This window comes from Pseudomonas sp. Fl5BN2, from assembly GCF_009908205.1.
In the GTDB taxonomy this organism is placed as follows: Bacteria; Pseudomonadota; Gammaproteobacteria; order Pseudomonadales; family Pseudomonadaceae; genus Aquipseudomonas.
Genome location: NZ_JAAARL010000006.1, coordinates 214599 through 232425, shown reverse-complemented (window position 1 = coordinate 232425; position 17827 = coordinate 214599). Strand labels below are relative to the sequence as shown.

Annotated in this window: 20 protein-coding genes and 1 pseudogene; 13 read left to right on the top strand and 8 right to left on the bottom strand. The window is 61.0% G+C overall.

From position 1 onward, the window contains the following. Window positions 1-37 precede the first annotated feature (37 nt). Complete coding sequence (gstA, locus tag GV819_RS10930) at window positions 38-640, bottom strand: glutathione transferase GstA (RefSeq protein WP_161756203.1); 603 nt, start codon at window positions 638-640, stop codon at window positions 38-40. Window positions 641-737: 97 nt separating this feature from the next. Between gstA and GV819_RS10925 the strand changes: the two genes are divergently transcribed. The 3 genes and pseudogenes from GV819_RS10925 to GV819_RS33720 all read left to right on the top strand — a co-directional run bounded on the left by GV819_RS10925 (window position 738) and on the right by GV819_RS33720 (window position 3463). Then, window positions 738-1610, top strand: a complete 873-nt coding sequence (locus GV819_RS10925; RefSeq protein WP_161756084.1) for a LysR family transcriptional regulator — start codon at window positions 738-740, stop codon at window positions 1608-1610. 533 nt (window positions 1611-2143) lie between these two features. After that, window positions 2144-2917: pseudogene (locus tag GV819_RS33725) on the top strand (PAS domain-containing protein); the annotation flags it as partial. Between the two features lie 6 nt (window positions 2918-2923). Next, on the top strand, window positions 2924-3463 hold the full coding sequence (locus GV819_RS33720; RefSeq protein ID WP_372242079.1) for a methyl-accepting chemotaxis protein: 540 nt from the start codon (window positions 2924-2926) through the stop codon (window positions 3461-3463). 60 nt (window positions 3464-3523) lie between these two features. Here GV819_RS33720 and GV819_RS10915 read toward each other — a convergent pair whose 3' ends face one another. The 4 genes from GV819_RS10915 to GV819_RS10900 form a co-directional block, all read right to left on the bottom strand. After that, window positions 3524-4030: a hypothetical protein gene (locus GV819_RS10915; protein ID WP_161756082.1), complete on the bottom strand. Its 507-nt coding sequence runs from the start codon at window positions 4028-4030 to the stop codon at window positions 3524-3526. Between the two features lie 209 nt (window positions 4031-4239). Next, a complete protein-coding gene (locus tag GV819_RS10910; RefSeq protein ID WP_161756081.1) occupies window positions 4240-4983 on the bottom strand; it encodes an NAD-dependent epimerase/dehydratase family protein in 744 nt (247 codons plus the stop codon). Between the two features lie 37 nt (window positions 4984-5020). Next, the gene (locus GV819_RS10905) at window positions 5021-5653 is read right to left on the bottom strand and encodes a glutathione S-transferase family protein (protein WP_161756080.1); all 633 of its coding nucleotides are present in this window, start codon (window positions 5651-5653) and stop codon (window positions 5021-5023) included. A gap of 99 nt (window positions 5654-5752) precedes the next feature. After that, complete coding sequence (locus GV819_RS10900; protein WP_161756079.1) at window positions 5753-6184, bottom strand: PACE efflux transporter; 432 nt, start codon at window positions 6182-6184, stop codon at window positions 5753-5755. 123 nt (window positions 6185-6307) lie between these two features. Here GV819_RS10900 and GV819_RS10895 point away from each other — a divergent pair, with 123 nt between their 5' ends. Then, window positions 6308-7222: a LysR family transcriptional regulator gene (locus tag GV819_RS10895; RefSeq protein ID WP_161756078.1), complete on the top strand. Its 915-nt coding sequence runs from the start codon at window positions 6308-6310 to the stop codon at window positions 7220-7222. A gap of 4 nt (window positions 7223-7226) precedes the next feature. On the opposite strand, the gene GV819_RS10890 is transcribed toward GV819_RS10895, so the two are convergent. Continuing rightward, the gene (locus tag GV819_RS10890) at window positions 7227-8156 is read right to left on the bottom strand and encodes a LysR family transcriptional regulator (RefSeq protein WP_161756077.1); all 930 of its coding nucleotides are present in this window, start codon (window positions 8154-8156) and stop codon (window positions 7227-7229) included. 66 nt (window positions 8157-8222) lie between these two features. On the opposite strand from GV819_RS10890, the gene GV819_RS10885 reads away from it, so the two are divergent. Beyond that, entirely contained in the window at window positions 8223-8843 is a 621-nt protein-coding gene (locus tag GV819_RS10885) for a LysE family transporter (RefSeq protein ID WP_161756076.1), read from the top strand. Window positions 8844-8849: 6 nt separating this feature from the next. Here GV819_RS10885 and GV819_RS10880 read toward each other — a convergent pair whose 3' ends face one another. Then, window positions 8850-9881, bottom strand: a complete 1032-nt coding sequence (locus tag GV819_RS10880; protein ID WP_161756202.1) for a LacI family DNA-binding transcriptional regulator — start codon at window positions 9879-9881, stop codon at window positions 8850-8852. A gap of 216 nt (window positions 9882-10097) precedes the next feature. On the opposite strand from GV819_RS10880, the gene GV819_RS10875 reads away from it, so the two are divergent. Beyond that, window positions 10098-10631 (top strand): gluconokinase, encoded by a 534-nt coding sequence (locus GV819_RS10875; protein ID WP_161756075.1) that lies wholly within the window; start codon window positions 10098-10100, stop codon window positions 10629-10631. A gap of 86 nt (window positions 10632-10717) precedes the next feature. Beyond that, window positions 10718-12070 (top strand): GntP family permease, encoded by a 1353-nt coding sequence (locus GV819_RS10870; RefSeq protein WP_161756074.1) that lies wholly within the window; start codon window positions 10718-10720, stop codon window positions 12068-12070. 127 nt (window positions 12071-12197) lie between these two features. Here the strand turns inward: GV819_RS10870 and alaC are convergent, their stop codons facing one another. After that, window positions 12198-13412, bottom strand: coding sequence for an alanine transaminase (gene alaC / locus GV819_RS10865; protein ID WP_161756073.1), 1215 nt, complete (start codon window positions 13410-13412; stop codon window positions 12198-12200). Between the two features lie 280 nt (window positions 13413-13692). On the opposite strand from alaC, the gene GV819_RS10860 reads away from it, so the two are divergent. The 6 genes from GV819_RS10860 (at window position 13693) to kdpC (ending at window position 17826) form a co-directional block, all read left to right on the top strand. Next, on the top strand, window positions 13693-14355 hold the full coding sequence (locus tag GV819_RS10860) for a LysE family translocator (RefSeq protein WP_161756072.1): 663 nt from the start codon (window positions 13693-13695) through the stop codon (window positions 14353-14355). Between the two features lie 69 nt (window positions 14356-14424). Further along, a complete protein-coding gene (locus GV819_RS10855) occupies window positions 14425-14913 on the top strand; it encodes a GyrI-like domain-containing protein (RefSeq protein WP_161756071.1) in 489 nt (162 codons plus the stop codon). Window positions 14914-15160: 247 nt separating this feature from the next. Continuing rightward, a complete protein-coding gene (gene kdpF, locus GV819_RS10850) occupies window positions 15161-15259 on the top strand; it encodes a K(+)-transporting ATPase subunit F (RefSeq protein WP_161756070.1) in 99 nt (32 codons plus the stop codon). A 25-nt stretch (window positions 15260-15284) separates the two neighbouring features. After that, a complete protein-coding gene (locus GV819_RS33165) occupies window positions 15285-15413 on the top strand; it encodes a hypothetical protein (protein WP_256667455.1) in 129 nt (42 codons plus the stop codon). 13 nt (window positions 15414-15426) lie between these two features. Continuing rightward, window positions 15427-17133, top strand: coding sequence for a potassium-transporting ATPase subunit KdpA (kdpA, locus tag GV819_RS10845; RefSeq protein WP_161756069.1), 1707 nt, complete (start codon window positions 15427-15429; stop codon window positions 17131-17133). Window positions 17134-17142: 9 nt separating this feature from the next. After that, the gene (gene kdpC / locus GV819_RS10840; RefSeq protein WP_161756068.1) at window positions 17143-17826 is read left to right on the top strand and encodes a potassium-transporting ATPase subunit KdpC; all 684 of its coding nucleotides are present in this window, start codon (window positions 17143-17145) and stop codon (window positions 17824-17826) included. Window position 17827: the final 1 nt, after the last annotated feature.

The window sequence follows — 17827 nt, the reverse complement described above, 5'->3', positions numbered from 1 at the left end:
TTGTACCCGCATCGACTCTCAGTTTTTCATTCCGGGCCTAAGCCATCTCCAGCGCCAGCGCCTCTCGTACCGCCGGCCGTTGCTCTATCCGGGCCTGAAATCTCACCAGTGCCGGCCAGGTCGCAAGGTTGATGGCAAACATCGGTGTCCAGCGCAGCACGGTGAAGAGATAGGCATCGGCAACCCCGAACTCTGCGCCTTGCAGATAGTCCTGGCGCTCCAGGGTCTGTTCCAGCATGGCAAAACGCTTGAACAGCTTCTGCCGGAATATCTCCTTCACGTTGTCGTCGAAGCCCGGGTTGAACAGCCAGCCCATGGTTCCGTGAACTTCGCTGGTGATGAAGTTCAGGGTTTCCTGCAACCGTACCCGTTGCCAGCTGCCATTGGTCGCCGCCAGCCCGGCCTCGGGCTTGAGGTCGGCAAGGTATTGCAGGATCGCCGGGCCTTCGGTGAGCACTTCGCCATTGTCCAGTTGCAGGGCTGCCACGTAGCCCTTGGGGTTGATGCTGAGGAAATCCTGACCGTCGGCGGTACGTTTGCTGCGGTTGTCGACACGGATCGCCTGGAATGGCAGTTGCAGTTCCCGCAGTACGATATGAGAGGCCAGGGAACAGGCTTGAGGGGCGTAGTAGAGTTTCATCGGCAGGTCTCTGGTGAGGGTTCGAGCCAGTGTCGGGGATGGCGCCAGCATGGGTAAAATTAATCTTTCAGAAAGCACCATAAGGATAGCTACTGCCATGATGAACCTGATGCATTGGCGCCTGTTGGTAGCGATTGCCGAGTGCGGCACCATCACCCGCGCCGCCGAGCAGGTAGGCATGACCCAGTCCGGGGCCAGCCAGGCGCTGGCGCAGATGGAGGGCATGCTCGGTGTGCAGTTGTTCATTCGCGAAAGCCGACAGGCGTTGCCCACGGCAGTCGGCTTGCAGGTATTGGAACAGGCACAGGTGATGCTCGGCGCCCTGGCACAGGTCCACCGGCAGGTGGACGCCGCTCGCGGGATGCTTCAGGGCAGTTTGCGTCTGGCAGGGTTCCCCATGGTCCTGGCTAAGTTCCTGCCGCCTTTGCTGCAGCGCTTCAAGCAGATGTACCCGGGAATCGAGGTGGTGCAGTTGGAGGTCAGCGACGATGAGGTTGAAGCCCTGCTCGATGCGCAACTGGTGGATCTGGGCGTGGTACTCAATCCGACACCAGGGCGCCGTTCGTGGTTGTTGGGGCGCGATTCATGGGTGGCGGTGTTGCCTCAGGAACACCTTTGGCAGGCTCCGACCATCGACCTTGAGACCTTGCTGGCGCAGCCCTTCATCCTGGCCACCGGCGGCTGTTCAGTGAACGCCCGAAGTCTGGCTGCCGAAGCCGGCATGCAGCTGGCAGACGTGCGGATCGAAGTACGCGAGTGGAACAGCGCCTTCAGCCTGGTACGTGAACGGCTGGGAGTGACCCTGGTGCCCCAGAGCACCTTGCCGGAGCAGCGCCAGGGGTTGCGGGTCTTGCCGTTGACTGCAGTGATCGAGCGCGAGTTTGCCCTGGTGCCGGCCCGGGGGGGGGAGGTCAATGGGCTGGTTCAGGCCTTTCTGGCAACCCTTAGCGAACTTTCGTACAGAACCTAGCGCGGGCCGCCAAAAGGTCCGGTGATAAGCAATATTTATGTCTTATTTGATACTTATCGCGAATGCATTCCAACACCCTGGAAGTTGTGAAAACGGACTGACTAGTGGCCTTGCATAGAGTCTGCGGCTGTCTATGCTCAGTTGTGAAATTCATATCAATTGGCCTGTTGGTATCTGCCCGTGATGTTTCGGCAGTTTTAATCGGCGTTTGTGCAATCTTCATCCCGAGGAAGATTGAGATCGTGAATAAAGGCGAGAGTGCGCAACTAGAGGCATCGCAATATTAGGAGCATTTAATTAGATGGAATTTCTTGGTTTTGTTAGGTTCGACCCGGTAGCGGGTCATCAAGAAAAGGATGGCTTGATAAGAGCGTTGCAACAAGGGCTCTCCGATTAAACATCATTTATCACCTGACACTTCCTCTCTCATATGGAGGGAGGCGCTTGCACTGTTTTATGGAACGTTGTGGTGGATCAGTTGAACGACTAGGAACTTCCGTCAATTAAAAGACAGCGTTGAAGGTGATACAACCATGTTTAACCTACATCACAAGGCTGACCTGCTGGAGATCGAGCGATTCAATTGTGCGCTGAGCGAGGCCAACGCCAAATTGGCAGCGATCAGTGCTTCCATGGCGATGATCGAGTTCTCTCCTGACGGCATCGTGCTCGATGCCAATGAGAATTTTTGCCTGACCATGGGCTATTCGGCTGACGAGGTACGCGGCAAGCACCACCGGATTTTCTGCGAGGAAGAGTTTTATCGCAGCGAGGAGTACACCAAGCTATGGCGTGACCTGTCCCGGGGGGAGCCCATCAGCGGTACCTTCCTGCGGCTGAACAAGCGCGGTGAGGAGATCTGGCTCGAGGCCAGCTACATGCCGGTGTTCGATGCCAATCGCCAGGTCAGGAGTGTGATCAAGGTGGCCTCGGACATCTCCAGGCGCGTTCATGTTGAACACGAGAACCAGAGCCTGCTGAACGCTATTGGGCGCTCGATGGCGATCATCGAATTCAGTCCGGATGGCAGGATCATTAACGCCAACGACAACTTCCTCAAGACCATGCAGTACTCCCTCAATGAAATTGTCGGCCAGCACCACAGCATGTTCTGTCACCGCGCTGAGGCCGAGTCTTCCGAGTACAAGCAATTCTGGGCTTCGTTGAACCGGGGCGAATATCACTCCCACCGTTTCGAACGGGAGAACAAATACGGTCAGACCGTGTTCCTGGAGGCTTCCTACAACCCGTTGTTCGACGCTAAGGGCCGTCTGTACAAGGTGGTCAAGTTCGCCAGTGATATCACCCAGCAGATGACTACCTTGCAGTCCGCCGCCGATTCTGCCCACAGCACGTCGGTGCAAAACGACGCCTGTGCGCAGAAGGGTTCGGAGGTGGTACAGCAGACGGTGCAGATCATCGAGCAGATTTCCAATGACCTCAATGAAGCAGCGCGCAGCATCGATGCGGTGAGCAAGCAGTCGGAGATCATTGGCAGCATCGTCCAGACCATCCGCGGGATTGCCGATCAGACCAACCTGCTGGCGCTCAACGCCGCTATCGAGGCAGCCCGGGCCGGGGAGCACGGACGAGGGTTCGCGGTGGTGGCGGACGAGGTGCGTAGCCTGGCCGCGCGGACCAGTCAGGCGACGGTGGAAATCGTCGAAGTAGTGCGCAAGAACCACGACCTGTCCATGAGCGCGGTCACCAGCATGCAGTCAAGCCTGAGTCGTACCGGGCTGGGGGTCGAGTTGGCCAATGAGGCGGGGGAGGTGATCCTGGAGATCCAGCAGGGTTCGCGGCATGTGGTGGATGCCATCAGCCAGTTCAACTCGACTTTGCAGTTGCAGTAGCGGCTGCAGGCCAGGCACAAAAAAGGGTTCCCGTTGGGAACCCTTTTTCGTGGAGCCCGATTACAACGAGGCGAGGAACTTCTCGTCGATCGGTTTTGCGCTGTCCTTGATCTCTTTCGCTTCTTTGGCCAACTGCATCTTGTCCTGCAGGCGCTGGGCGATTTCCTGGTTGATCGCCAACTGCCGTTCTGGAGGCATGCTCTTCAGGTCCTCTTCGGTCAGGCCCAGTTCTTTCAGGATGCTGTCGCGCAGCCTCTGCTCGGGAGTCTTGCTCATGTAGTCCTTGAACTCACCCAAGGCACCCGTTTCCGTAGCGCTGTTGGCCTGCGCAGTGCTGGCGGTCGGTGGAGTGGCCTGGAGCAGGACGCGGGTCTTGGCAAAAGCTGCGTTGACGTTGTCGTCCACGCTATTGGCTTGCTGGCTTGGCTGGGACGCTGGATAGGTCACAGAGTTCTGGGCCTGCTGCAGCATGCCGCTGTACAGCGCACTGGCTGCAGCAGTGGTCGGGTCCATATCGGTGCGCGAGGTGGGCTGCACCGCAATGGATTTCTGGGCGTTGACCAACATGATAGGGAACCTGTGTTAGGGATCTAGGGTGATGATTTAGCAAATTCCATGCCGATAATAGAAGCCTTTTAAATCAAGGCGTTAGTGGATGGATTCAGGCCGGGCTGCCAGTAAGCGGACAAGTGTTGCCGCTTTCTGGCAAATGTAGCCCGGGGGGGCGGTCAAGCGTGCGCAATATCTTCCAGAGTGAGGCAGACGCCCCTGCTGGCTCAGTAAGTGATGGGAATGCCGAAGTCTTCCTGGAAGGCATCGTCCACCGGCTCATACCCGAGGACCCGAGTGGTCTCGCTGAGGTCCAGGCGCTTGAAACGGTTGTTGGAGATGCCATGGCCGATCAGGTAGTGCACCCCTGGGGTTTCCACCGCCCGTTGCAACAATTGCAAGGCGTCTCGTGGGCTTAGCCAGGCGCTCAGGTCGCGGGTGGTGGTCAGTTCGTGGTGCTGCGGGTCCTCGAATGCGCCAATGCGCAGGGCGATGCAGGACAGCCCGCGTCTGGCGGCATAAAAGGCGCACAGCGCTTCGCCGTAGCACTTGCTCACGCCGTACAGGTTGGCCGGCATCACCGGCATGCCCGGGGTGATCTGTCGGTCCACCGGATAGCCTTCGATGGTCTGCGCGCTGCTGGCAAATACCAGTCGCCGGCAACCGGCATTCACTGCGGCTTCGAACAGGTAGGTGGTGGCGAGGATATTGTTGGGCAGCAGTTCGTCGAACCCGGCGCTGGCGTGGGGAATGCCGGCCAGGTGCACGATGACATCGATCCCCGGCAGCAGGCGGCTGATGGCCTGCTGATCGTCGAGGTCCAGGCGCACAAAGCGATGGGGGGCGGGGATCTCGAAGTCTGGTTCGATGCGGTCGGTGAGGGTGAAGCGGTAGCGCTCCTGGGAGCCCTGGAAAAACATTTTGCCGATCCTGCCGCAGGCGCCGGTCAGTAGTACGTTGAGTCCATCCATGTCGAATCTCCGGTGGGCTGAAAAAGTGCTAGTCAGGTTAGGGCGTGCCATTGCGTCCGTGCAGAAGAAACCCCGGACGCTGGCTGAGGCGCTCGTAGTATTGGGCTACGGCGGGAAAGTTCGGGTGCTCCATGGGCGTCATCTTCCAGCGATTGACCGAGAGGCCAAGGACGATATCCGCCAGAGTGAAGGTTGCTCCGAGGGCATAGGCCCCAGAGTTTTCAAGCTGCTGTTCGAGAATCGCCATCTTGGCGTTCCAGGCCAGGAGGCTGGCACCGATACGCCGATCGTCCTGGTAATCCGGATGCTCGCGCACCAGGCCCATGAAGGCGTAGCTCCAGGCCGGATTGAGTTCGGTGGCCTGCCAGTCCATCCACTGTTCCACCAGGGCTCGGGCCCGCGGGGCAATGGGCAGCAGGCCGCTGCCGGGATGCAGATTGCTCAGGTAGCGGCAGATGCTGTTGGATTCCCACAGGACGCCGGCGTCATCGATCAGCACCGGGACCTGGGCATTGGGGTTGAGGGCAAGAAACTCGGAACTGTGGGTCGACTGGAAGCCGTTGCCCCAGTCTTCCTGCTGGTAGCAAAGCCCCAGCTCCTCACAGGTCCATAGGACTTTCCTGACGTTGATGGACGAGGCTTTACCGAGAATTCTGCAGGGGGTTCCCATGACGCTTCCTTGTTCGTGGCACCGGTGGCCATGGGAATCTATCAGCGTGGCGGGCCCTCGGCGACGGTCAATTTGCCTCCAGGCATGTTTTGCCTTGGCTCAGACCGGGTCGGGCAGGGCCGAGGCCGGCAGGCCGAAGACCCGGTCGAACAGCCAGTTGAAGGCGAAGGTGTAGCAGGGGATGAACAGGATCAGCGCCAGGTCCAGGAGAAACGCCTGCACCAGGCTGATGTGCATCCACCAGGCAATCAGCGGGATCAGGAACACGATCAGCGTCAGTTGAAATCCCACGGCATGGGCGATGCGCCGCTTGACGGTGCGGGTGCGTGATGGCTGGCGGCTTTCCCAGCGCTCGAACAGCGTGGTGTAGATGAAATTCCAGGACACCGCGATGCTGGTGATGACCACGGCCAGTGGGCCGGTGCTGCTGGGGGAGGTGCCGGACAGCAGGGCCAGGCCCAGGGCCGAGAAGGTCATACCGAACACTTCGAATAGGGCCACATAGACCAGTTTGCGTTTCACGCCTTGCATGGAGGTTCCTCGGTATTGAAGGTGGATGGCCAGTACCTGACTGGCGAGGGGCGCAGAAGATAGCTTCAATATGAGTGATAGAAAAAGTCAGTAGCTTTCAGTTTTTCTGATAGGTTGGCGCCCATGAATTTTTCCAGCGACAGCATCCAGTTGTTTCTTGCCGTGCTTGAGCGCGGTTCCTTTTCGGCCGCCGCCCGCTCCTTGGGCAAGGTGCCTTCAGCCGTGAGCATGGGCATCGCCAACCTGGAGGCCGAGTTGGGGTATGCGTTGTTCGATCGCAGCCATCGGGAGCCGGTGCCTACACCACTGGCCCTGTCCCTGGCGCCGCATGCACGGTTGATCGCCGACCAGCTCAAGCAGTTGCAGGTGCACGCCATCGAGCTGTCCCTGGGGCTGGAGAGCAAGCTGTCGATCGCAGTGGTGGACGACATCGACAAGCAGCGGGTGCTGGCGGCAATCAAGCTGATTGCCGAGCGTTATCCGCTGCTGGAAGTGGAGGTACTCAGTGCTCCTCAAGATGATGTGCTGCAGTTGTTGCACAGTGGCCGAGTCAGTGTCGGCGTGGCCTTTGCTGGCCTGAGCGTCAATGCCCTGGAATATTTCCAGTACATCGGCAGCGAGCGGGTCATTGCCTGCATCTCGCCTCGGCATCCGTTGTGTCTGGCCGGCGATGGTTCGCTGTACCTGGAGGAGTTGATCAGGGTCCGCCAAGTGGTCGTGGCCAGCCGCGACCTGCCCATCAGTGATACTCGGCCGCTGGTGGGGGAGTCTTTGTGGCGCACCGACAGCCTGGCAATGGCTCAGCACATGGTGGAGGCAGGCATCGGCTGGGGCAATTTCCCGTTATCAGTGATTCAGCCCTTGCTGACGGCGGGGCGCTTGCAGCGTATGAAGTTCAAGAACATCGATAACGGCCTGGTGCTGCCGGTGCATGCGGTGTGGCTAAAGCAGCAGGCGTTGCAGAAGGGCGCCCTGGCCCTGGTGCAGTTGCTCAGTGGTGAGGACCCGGCGCTGGGAGCGGCAAGCCCAACCGTGTAAGGCGTTATTCCAGGGCTTGCTCACGCAACCAGTGGAGCATTTGTCCGGCCGCGGAGTCCTCGCTGATTGCCTGAGGTGCGAGCAGGTAATAGGCGCTGCCATCGGCGAGAAAACCAAAAGGCGCGCACAGCAGACCGTTGGCCAGATCGTCCCGCACCAGTTGCCACGGCGCGATGGCCAACCCCAGGCCCGCCACTGCTGCTTGCAGGCTGAAGTAGAAGTGTTCGAAAACTTGCTCCTGCGGCGCGGGATCACCCGGTATCTGCTTGAGTTTGAGCCACTGTTCCCAGGCTTGTGGCCGGGTGGCACTGTGCAGGCGTGGCGCCTGGGCGCTCAGGTGAGGCTGGTCGTGTTGCTGCGGTGTCCAGTTGGCTTGTTGCTGCGGGCGGCAGACCGGGCCTATGGCTTCGTCGAACAGCCAGTTGGCCTGGGTGTCGGCGCTCCAGGCAAAGTCGTTGCGCCGGATCGCCAGGTCAATGCCCGCATTGAACGAGAAGGGGCCACCCCCGGCCACCAGTTGAATCGACACCTCGGGGTGGGCGGCATGAAAGCTCGGCATCCGCGGGATCAGCCAGCGCATCATCAGGGTTGGCTCACAGGACAGCACCAGTAGCGCCTTGGGCTCGGGCGCCCGCAGGCGGCTGGCAGTGCTTTCTATCAAGTCCAGAGCTTGGGTCACGCTGTGCAGCAACTCGGCCCCGGCGGCGGTGAGAAACACCCGGTGGCTGCGGCGTTCGAATAGCACCGTGCCCAAGTCTTCTTCCAGGGCGCGTACGGCGCGGCTGATGGCGCCATGGGTCAGGTGCAGGGCAGCGCCGGCTTTAGTGAAACTTTCCAGGCGGGCCGCCGCTTCAAAGCAGCGCAGGGCGCTCAAGGGCGGCAAGCGTCGCGCTAATGTCTGTGAGTTTTTATCACCGTGATTGTCAGTTTTCATCGTTGGCTGTCCAGGTGCAGATCCACATAAAGTAGCGCCTTATTCTATAACCAAGGCGTATCTGATGTGACTGAACTGTTAGTGGTAATCACCATCACCGTTCTCGCGGTGCTCAGCCCCGGGGCCGACTTTGCCCTGGTTACGCGCAACAGCCTGATGCTCTCGCGCCGTCACGGCGTGCTGACCGCGCTGGGTATCGGGCTTGGGGTCATGTTGCATATCGGCTACAGCCTGCTGGGTGTGGGCGTGCTGTTGCAGCAGTCGGCGTTGTGGTTCAGCGGGTTGAAGATGGCCGGGGCGATCTACCTGGTCTACCTCGGCATCAAGCTGTTGCGCAGCCCTGCACAAGGCTCGGGGGAGGTGCGGCCGTCCGGGGGCGGGATGTCGTCCTGGGCCGCTTTGCGCAGTGGCTTTCTGACCAACGCATTAAATCCCAAGACGATGATTTTCATCCTCAGCCTGTTCATGCAGGTGATCCAGCCGGGCACGGGGTTGGCGGTGCAGATCGGCTATGGCGCGATCATCGTCCTGGCTCATGTGCTGTGGTTTGTGATGGTGGCACGGTTTTTTTCGGCCCCGGCCATCGCCAGTCGCCTGATGAGTTACAGGCGTCGAATCGATCAACTGTTCGGCGCCGTACTGGTGGGTTTTGGCCTGTTGCTCAGTGCTCTGAGCGTGGGGCCTTGAAACGTCTCAGGTGCTTTCCCGAACCCGCAGTTCGAAGCCCATGTCCACCACCGGCTCGGCCACGCTGTTGCCGGCCAACAGGGTCAGCATCTGTTCCGCTGCGCGGCGGCCGATGGCTTCTCGTGGCGTGCTGATGCTGCTCAGGCGCGGCACCATGTGCTCCGAGGAAGGCAGGTCGTTGAAGCCCAGTACTGCCACTTGTTGCGGGACCTTGATCCCGCAGCGCATGGCTTCCAGCAATGCTCCTTGGGCCAGGTCGTCGTTGCCGAAGAAGATCGCATCGACCTGAGGCTGGCTTTGCATCAGTTGCAGGAACAGTTCTGCCCCCAGTCCTACGGATGATGGACGCGGGGTCAGCAGCTCCAGGTCGGGGTTGTAGAGCCCCGCCTGCTGCAGGGCACGGCGGAAACCTTCGCCGCGCAGCAGGGTGCGCTGGTCCAGTTGCGCACCGACGTAGGCCAGGTGTTTGCGCCCACGAGAAATCAGGTGCTGGGCGGCGGTCTCCCCGGCATTCAACTGCGAGAAACCGACGCAATTGAGCCCGGCACCGGAGTCCAGGTCCATCATGTAGACGCAGGGAATGTTGTTCGCCTCAATCATCCGCCGGGAACTCTCGGTGCGGTCGAAGCCGGTCAGCAGCAACCCCCGGGGCTGGTAGGTCATGTAGTTGCGCAGCAGGTTTTCTTCTTCGTCCCGGGAATAGTGGTAGTTGCCGATCAGCACTTCGAAACCCTTGGGTCGCAGCACCTGGTGAATGGCCTCCAGGGTTTCGATGAACAGCAGGTTCGACAGCGACGGCACCAGTACCACCACCGATTGGCTCTGGGCCGAGGCCAGGGCGCGGGCGGCGGAATTGACCACATAGTTCAGCTCCAGTGCCGCCTGCTGCACCTTTTCCACCAGCTCGGTGGCCACGCTGCTGATGCCGCGCAGGGCCCGGGAGGCAGTGATCGGGCTGACACCGGCCAGGCGTGCCACTTCGTTGAGGGTCGGGCGACCCGTGGTGCGGGTATTTTTATCGTTCTTCTGGGTGGTCATCAGACGGCTTGCCAAACAAAATTCAAGTCACTAAGGTAGCGCTGTCCTGAAACAGCTGCAATGCGTGAGCGAGGTGTGCCTGACCCTCGCTCTTTGGTTTGACGGACTATATACGCGGCAACCCACAAAAATGACAAGAAGGCGTCGGCAGACACTGTTTTTGTACTAGGGTTTTCAACTAGCGAAGGTAGCGCTGTCTGCGCGCTGAGGTGTTACATGAGTCAACCCATCACCGCCCTGGTCATCATGGGTGTTGCCGGCTGCGGCAAGTCCAGCGTCAGCCAGGCCCTGTGCCTGCGCAGCGGCGCCACGGCCATTGAAGGCGATACGTTCCATCCTGCTGCGAACATCGCCAAGATGAGTGCCGGAATTCCCCTCGACGACGACGACCGCGCCGGCTGGCTCGACAGCCTGTGCGATGAATTGCGTCGTACCCTGGCTGCCGGCGAGCGCCCAGTGCTGACCTGCTCGGCCTTGAAGCGCAAATATCGCGAGCGCCTGCGCGCGGCGACGCCTGGCCTGGGCTTCATTTTTCTCGAACTGACGCCGGCAGTCGCCGCCGACCGTGTGGCTCACCGGCCGGGGCACTTCATGCCTTCGACGCTGATCGACAGTCAGTTCGCCACCCTTGAATCCCCCGTGGGGGAGCCGCTCACCCTGGCGCTGGATGCCAGTACCCTGAGCGTCCAGCGCCTGGCCGAACTGGCCAACCAATGGTGGCTGGAGAATGGCCTTGAAACTTCACATTAAGTGCTGGCTGGAAAAAGGTAGCGCTATCCCACTCGGCCCTTGTTTTTAACGCTTTAATAAAAACAACAAACCGGAGGCAACCCCCCATGTTTGGCATGTCCCAAGAGACCTTTCTGCTGGTTGATGCAGTGGTCACTATCATCGGGCTGATCGTCTTGATCACCCGTTTCAAGCTGCATCCCTTCATTGCGCTGACCATTGCTGCAGGCTTTCTTGGCCTGACTTCGGGTATGCCGGTGGACAAGATCCTCAAGGCGTTCCAGGACGGCTTCGGCGGGGTGCTGGGTTTTGTCGGCATCATCCTGGCCCTAGGCACCATGCTCGGCAAGATGATGGCCGAGTCCGGCGGCGCCGATCAGATCGCGCAGACGCTGATTCGCTCGTTCGGTAAAGAGCGTGTGCAATGGGCGATGATGTTCGCCGCGTTCCTGGTGGGCATCCCGCTGTTCTTCGAAATCGGCTTCGTGTTGCTGATCCCGCTGGTGTTCATCGTTGCCCGGCGCACCGGTGTCTCGATCATCAAGATTGGTATCCCGCTGCTGGCCGGCCTGTCGGCGGTGCACGGCCTGGTGCCGCCGCACCCGGGGCCATTGCTGGCCATCGGGGTGTTTGGCGCGGATATCGGCAAGACCATTCTCTATGGTCTGATCGTTGCCTTGCCGACCGCGATCATTGCCGGTCCGATCTACGGCACCTTTATCGCCAAATACATTCCGGGCCACCCGTCCCAGGAACTGGTCGACCAGTTGGCGCGGGAAAATGAAAACACCAACCTGCCAAGCTTCAGCGTGACCCTGGTCACCGTGTTGCTGCCGGTGTTCCTGATGCTGCTCAAGACCTTTGCCGATGTGATGCTGCCGGACGGCCACTTCTTCCGCATCTGGATGGACATGATCGGTCACCCGATCAGTGCGCTGTTGCTGGCCTTGCTGCTGTCGCTCTACACCTTCGGTCACAAGCAAGGCATCGGTTCCAAGCAGATCCTCAAGCTGTTGGATGCGAGCCTGGCGCCTACTGCCGCGATCATCCTGATCATCGGTGCCGGCGGCGGCTTCAAGCAGATGCTGGTGAACAGCGGCGTGGGTGATGTGATCGGCCACATGGCGGTCAATGCACAGATCTCGCCGATCCTCCTGGCGTGGTTGGTGGCGGCGGTGATCCGTATCGCCACCGGTTCGGCCACCGTGGCTACCATCACCGGTGCTGGCATCGTGGTGCCGGTGGTGGGGATGATCCCGGGGGTCAATCGCGAGCTGCTGGTGCTGGCCACCGGCGCCGGTTCGCTGATCCTGTCCCACGTCAACGACGCGGGTTTCTGGCTGGTGAAGCAGTACTTCAACATGACCGTGGCCGAGACGTTCAAGACCTGGACTGCGATGGAGACCATCCTCTCGGTAGTGGGCCTGATCTTCATCCTGTTGCTGTCGCTGGTGGTCTGAAGCATTTCGTCGGCCAGCCAGTTGCTACAGGCTTCCATTGCCTTTTGTAGGACTGGCTGATCAACGAAAGACCGGTACGCCGGGCACAAAAAAACCGCATCGCTGCGGTTTTTTTGTGGCTGATGGTTTATCCGTTTTTCGGCACCAGGCCATCGGCGCGGAACATGCCGCGGATGCCACGCACGGCCTGACGGATCCGGTCCTGGTTCTCGATCAGGGCAAAGCGCACATGATCGTCGCCGTATTCGCCGAAACCCACACCCGGAGAAACACAGACCTTGGCTTTGGCCAACAGCTTCTTGGCAAACTCCAGGGAGCCCAGGTGCGCATAGGCCTCGGGGATCTTCGCCCAGACGTACATCGAAGCCTTGGGGTTCTCTACCATCCAGCCCAGTTCATGCAGGCCCTTGACCAGCACATTGCGCCGCTGCCGGTATTGCTCGGCAATGTCTTTCACGCACTGTTGATCGCCTTCCAGCGCGGCAATCGCCGCCACCTGCAACGGGGTGAAGGTGCCGTAGTCGTGGTAGCTCTTGATCCGCGCCAGGGCGTTGACCAGCTCCGGGTTGCCGACCATGAAACCGATGCGCCAGCCGGCCATGTTGTAGCTCTTGGACAGGGTGAAGAACTCCACCGCGATGTCTTTCGCTCCCGGTACCTGCATGATCGACGGGGCTTTCCAGCCGTCGTAGACGATGTCGGCGTAGGCCAGGTCGTGGATCACCAGCACGTCGTACTGCTTGGCCAGGGCGATCACTCGCTCGAAGAAGTCCAGCTCCACGCACTGCGCGGTGGGGTTGGAAGGGAAGCCGAGGATCATCATCTTCGGCTTGGGGATCGAGCCGCGAATGGCCCGCTCCAGTTCGGCGAAGAAATCCACTCCGGGCACCAGCGGTACCGAGCGCACCTGGGCGCCGGCAATCACTGCGCCGTAGATGTGGATCGGGTAGCTGGGGTTGGGCACCAGCACCGTGTCGCCCTGGTCCAGGGTGGCCAGCATCAAGTGCGCCAGGCCTTCCTTGGAACCAATGGTGACGATGGCTTCGCTTTCCGGGTCGATGTCGACCTCGTAGCGGTCCTTGTACCAACGGGAAATCGCCCGGCGCAGCCGTGGAATGCCTTTGGAGGTGGAGTAGCCGTGAGTGTCTTCGCGCTGGGCGACGGTGACCAGTTTCTCGACGATATGCGGCGGCGTGGGACCGTCGGGGTTACCCATGCTCAAGTCGATGATGTCTTCGCCGCGCCGACGCGCAGCCATCTTCAGCTCGGCAGTGATATTGAAAACGTAGGGGGGGAGTCGATCAATGCGCGCAAAGCGGCGCGGCGAACCTTGTTCGGCCATTGTTGCCTCGAAAAGACGTAAGCGCCCGGAACCGTCCGAGCGACGTTGGCCACTGCGGTGGCCTGCGGGGCAGACGATAAGGGCCGCAGCGGCGGCTTGTCCAGAGGGCAGGGAAATTTTTTTCAGCGTGCCGGGGCGATTTGCGAAGGCGCGGGGTTTGCCGCTATAACGTGCACGTTTTTTGCCTGCAATGGCCGCGCCCGACGTTTGCCTGATCCGTTTAAGCGGGTTGATCGCCAGTCGGCACCTCTTCGAACAACAGCGTCAAACGGGATGAATGATGGAGTTTACCAGCGGCTTCTTGCTGAGCCTTTCACTGTGCCTGGACATCGGCGTGGCCAATATCGCGATGATTACCCTGGCCATGCAGCGCGGCTATTTCCAGGGTTTCTGCCTGGGGCTCGGGACCTGTGTCGGTGACCTGATCTATGCGTTGCTGGCCCTGGCCGGAATGACCGTATTGCTGCAGTACGAAAGTGTGCGCTGGGTACTGTGGATCGGCGGTTCGGCGCTGCTGGTGTACTTTGCGGCGAAGATGATCTACGCCGCTATCCATCACAGCGCGGTGCTGGCCGAGGCCGCTGAGGCGGACAACGGTTCGCCGCGCCGGGAATTCTTCCGCGGGATTTTCCTGGCCATGTCGTCCCCCAGCGCAATCCTCTGGTTCGCCGCGGTGGGCGGCACGCTGATTGCCCGATCCGGGGGCAGCACGATTGCCGACTCCGGACTCTTCCTTGCCGGCTTCTTCTGTGCCGGGCTGGTCTGGACCATGGGCCTGTGCCTGGCCGCGACCCAGGGTGGCAAGCTTTTGGGAGACAAGCTGTTGCGCTATTCCTACCTGGCATCTGCGGCGATCTTCTGCTATTTCGCGGTGTACGTGATTCTGTCCGGCTACCAGGAGTTTATCGTTGGTGCCGGGGTCGCAGACCTTCCGGCGCTCTGATCCTGGCCTGGCTGATTGGCTTCTATACTTGCAGCCGAACCCATCTATTCAGCGGCAGGAGTGGCATTCATGGATGAGCAAAAACAGGGCGCAGGTCCAGAACCACGCTTCGAAAGGGAGCGTTTTTTGCTGATCGCAGGTTTTAGCGAGCGATTTACTCCGGCGACTCTCCAAGACATCGGCCAGTTGTGGCAACGCTTCATTCCCCATATCGGCAAAGTGCCGGGGCAGGTCGATGAGGTGACCTACGGCATCTGCTGCAATCCTGATGGCCAGGGCGGGTTCGAGTACATCGCCGGGGTCGAGATCAGCAAGCTCGACGACCTGCCCGAGCGTTATCGCTGGATCGAAATGCAGCCGCAGCACTATGCGGTGTTCGAGCATGGGGGCTCGTTGCAGGACTTGCCCCGGACCTTCGACTACATCTGGACAACCTGGCTGCCTCAGTCCGGCCGCGAGGCCGTTGATGCGCCGGGGTTCGAACGCTACAGCGCGGACTTCAATCCGGACACCGGTGCCGGTGTACTGGAGATCTGGCTGCCGCTGAAAAGTGCCTGAGGCGTTCGGGGGCGCTGGCCCGCCCCCGACACCCCGCTGCATCAATCTATACGCCGTCTTAATACCGCCCCCCGCAATCAGTGTCCGACCTTGATACGCCCTCACCTAACCTGCGTGGCGCAGAGGAGCGCGGGGATTTGCCGTCCACGCCTCCCTGCCGGGGCCCGTTCACGGGCGCCCTGACCGGTTGCGTCCGGGCCGCGAGCTGCGGTTGCGGCGCCGCCTCAATGGATTAAGGGGAGCTGCCTTGCTGACACTGGAATTCATCTACGGCGCCAGCGGCCTTTGCGCCGTGCTGCTGTTTGCCTACCTGGGTTACGCGTTGTTTCGTGCCGAGAAATTCTGATGAGCGCACTCAGCGTTTCCCAAGCATGTTCATTTGCCCGTCCGGGCTTTATCGAGAAAGGAAACCAGCCATGTACGACCTGATCTTCGTGGGCCTGTCCCTGGGGTTCTTTGTACTGACGGCCCTGGTCATCGTCGCCATGGGCAAGATTTGAGCGGAGCATCGACATGTTGAGTACTGTGCTGGAATACGCGGTGATCCTCGGGGTAATGACCGGGCTCGCCGTGCTCATGGGCAAATGGCTGACCCGGGTCTTCAGTGGCCATGGGCATGCCTTGCCGGAGCGGGCCACCTACCGCCTGCTGGGGATCGACCCCGGCGAAACCATGGGCTGGGCCCGTTATGGCTCGGCGCTGTTGCTGTCCAACGCGGCGATGATGCTCCTGGGCTACCTGATACTGCGCCTGCAGGGCATGACGCCCCTCAACCCCCTGGGGCTGGCGGCGCAAACCCCGGACCTGGCGTTCAACACCGCCGCGTCCTTTATCACCAACACCAACTGGCAGGCCTATTCCGGGGAAAGCAGCCTGTCGAACTTCAGCCAGATGGCGGTGATCACCTTCCTGATGTTCGTCGGTGCTACCGCCGGAGTGGTGGCGGCCGCCGGCTTCATTCGTGGCCTGAGCCGCTCCAACTCAGCGGATATCGGCAACTACTGGGTAGACTTCACCCGCACCCTGTACCGGGTGATGCTGCCGCTGTGCCTGCTGATGGCCCTGGTCTATGTCTGGCAGGGCATGCCCCAGACCCTCAACTCCCAGGTCCTGGCTACCACCCTGGAAGGTGCCCAGCAGCAGTTGATCGTTGGCGCAGTGGCGAGCTTCGAATCGATCAAGCACATCGGCACCAACGGCGGTGGCTTCTTCAGCATGAACGCGGCCCATCCGTTCGAGAACCCGACGCCGCTGACCAACGTCCTGCACATTCTCAGCATGTTGCTGATCCCTTCGGCATTGACCTACACCTTCGGCAGCATGCTGCTGCGCCGGCGTCAGGGCTGGGTGTTCTTCGGCACCTTCCTGGTGATGTTCGTCGGCTTCCTGGCCATCGTCTTCACCGCGGAGCAGGGCGGTAATCCGCTGTTGACCCAGGCGGGCGCCGACCAGCAACTGTCGGCGACCCAGAGCGGCGGCAACATGGAAGGCAAGGAGCTGCGTTTCGGCATCGCCGACACTGCGCTGTTCGTTACCACCACCACTGGCGCCACCACCGGTTCGGTGAACGCCATGCATGACTCGCTGACCCCCATGGGCGGTTTCGTGCCCCTGGCGCAGATGATGCTCAACTGCGTGTTCGGTGGTGATGGCGTGGGCTTTATCAACCTGATCCAGTACGCCCTGCTGACGGTGTTCCTGGTGGGCATGATGATCGGCCGCAGCCCGGAGTTTCTCGGCAAGAAGATCGAGGCCCGGGAGATCAAGCTGGTGATGCTCTCGGTGCTGGCGCACCCCATCTGCATCCTCGGCTTCACCGCCTTGGCAGCCCTGTGGCCGGACACGCTGAACAGCCTCAACAACCTCGGGCCCCACGGGTTCAGCGAGGTGCTCTACGCCTACGCCTCGGGCACCGCGAACAACGGTTCGGCGTTCGCCGGCCTGAATGCCAACACGCCGTTCTTCAACACCACCATCGGTCTGGCGATGCTCATGGGGCGCTTCTTCACCATGCTGCCGATGCTGGCCGTGGCCGGTTCCCTGGCGGCGAAAAAGAACATTCCGGCCGGCGCCGGCACCATTCCCACCGCGACTCCGCTGTTCATGTTCCTGGTGGTGTTCGTGGTGCTGGTGGTCGGTGGCCTGACGTTCCTGCCGGCGCTCGCGCTCGGCCCACTGGTCGAGCAACTGCAGTTGCTGGCCGGCCAGACCTACAAGTAAGGGGTTGTGATGACTACGCAAATGCAAACCCAAGGCACCACCTCGGTGCTGTTCAAGGGCCTGTTGCGCCCGGTGCTGGTGGCGGCGGTGTTCTTCATGCTGCTGACCGGGCTGGCCTATCCGCTGGCTGCCACCTTGTTGGCCAACCTGCTGTTTCCGTTCCAGGCACAGGGCAGCCTGGTAGAGCGTGACGGCTTGGTGGTGGGATCACGGCTGATCGGCCAGGGGTTCACCCGGCCGGAGTATTTCCAGGGCCGCCCGAGCATGACCCTCGGCAGCGATCCGCTGGACCCGAGCAAGAGCGTGCCCCAGCCCTACAACGCCGGGGCCAGTGGCGCCAGCAACCTGGGGCCCACCAGCCAGAAGCTGTTGGACAGTGTGGCGGCGCGTGTCGCCGCCTACCGCCAGCTCAATGGTCTGGCGGCGGACACTCCGGTACCGGTGGACGCGGTGACCGCCTCGGCCTCAGGCCTGGACCCGCACATTTCCCTGGCCAACGCCCAGTTGCAACTGAGCCGGGTCGCCCGCCTGCGGCAGGTGCCCCTGGTCGATCTGGAGGCGCTGCTGCAGGACCACAGCGAAAACCGCACCTTCGGCCTGCTGGGCGAGCCCCGGGTCAATGTGCTGCAACTGAACCTCGCGCTGGATGCCCTGGCACCCGTGCATTCCTCGCCGCTTGCGGCCAGTGAGTAAG

What these genes read in the sequence shown, in the direction of transcription:
- GV819_RS33720 (WP_372242079.1), top strand. Translation starts at nt 2,924, where the DNA reads ATGACTACCTTGCAGTCCGCCGCCGATTCTGCCCACAGCACGTCGGTG.
- kdpC (WP_161756068.1), top strand. Translation starts at nt 17,143, where the DNA reads ATGACTACGCAAATGCAAACCCAAGGCACCACCTCGGTGCTGTTCAAG.
- GV819_RS10915 (WP_161756082.1), bottom strand. Translation starts at nt 4,030, where the DNA reads ATGTTGGTCAACGCCCAGAAATCCATTGCGGTGCAGCCCACCTCGCGC.
- GV819_RS10895 (WP_161756078.1), top strand. Translation starts at nt 6,308, where the DNA reads ATGAATTTTTCCAGCGACAGCATCCAGTTGTTTCTTGCCGTGCTTGAG.
- GV819_RS10925 (WP_161756084.1), top strand. Translation starts at nt 738, where the DNA reads ATGATGAACCTGATGCATTGGCGCCTGTTGGTAGCGATTGCCGAGTGC.
- GV819_RS10910 (WP_161756081.1), bottom strand. Translation starts at nt 4,983, where the DNA reads ATGGATGGACTCAACGTACTACTGACCGGCGCCTGCGGCAGGATCGGC.
- gstA (WP_161756203.1), bottom strand. Translation starts at nt 640, where the DNA reads ATGAAACTCTACTACGCCCCTCAAGCCTGTTCCCTGGCCTCTCATATC.
- GV819_RS10905 (WP_161756080.1), bottom strand. Translation starts at nt 5,653, where the DNA reads ATGGGAACCCCCTGCAGAATTCTCGGTAAAGCCTCGTCCATCAACGTC.
- GV819_RS10875 (WP_161756075.1), top strand. Translation starts at nt 10,098, where the DNA reads ATGAGTCAACCCATCACCGCCCTGGTCATCATGGGTGTTGCCGGCTGC.
- GV819_RS10855 (WP_161756071.1), top strand. Translation starts at nt 14,425, where the DNA reads ATGGATGAGCAAAAACAGGGCGCAGGTCCAGAACCACGCTTCGAAAGG.
- GV819_RS10900 (WP_161756079.1), bottom strand. Translation starts at nt 6,184, where the DNA reads ATGCAAGGCGTGAAACGCAAACTGGTCTATGTGGCCCTATTCGAAGTG.
- kdpA (WP_161756069.1), top strand. Translation starts at nt 15,427, where the DNA reads ATGTTGAGTACTGTGCTGGAATACGCGGTGATCCTCGGGGTAATGACC.
- alaC (WP_161756073.1), bottom strand. Translation starts at nt 13,412, where the DNA reads ATGGCCGAACAAGGTTCGCCGCGCCGCTTTGCGCGCATTGATCGACTC.
- GV819_RS10870 (WP_161756074.1), top strand. Translation starts at nt 10,718, where the DNA reads ATGTTTGGCATGTCCCAAGAGACCTTTCTGCTGGTTGATGCAGTGGTC.
- GV819_RS10890 (WP_161756077.1), bottom strand. Translation starts at nt 8,156, where the DNA reads ATGAAAACTGACAATCACGGTGATAAAAACTCACAGACATTAGCGCGA.
- GV819_RS10880 (WP_161756202.1), bottom strand. Translation starts at nt 9,881, where the DNA reads ATGACCACCCAGAAGAACGATAAAAATACCCGCACCACGGGTCGCCCG.
- GV819_RS10860 (WP_161756072.1), top strand. Translation starts at nt 13,693, where the DNA reads ATGGAGTTTACCAGCGGCTTCTTGCTGAGCCTTTCACTGTGCCTGGAC.
- GV819_RS33165 (WP_256667455.1), top strand. Translation starts at nt 15,285, where the DNA reads ATGTTCATTTGCCCGTCCGGGCTTTATCGAGAAAGGAAACCAGCCATG.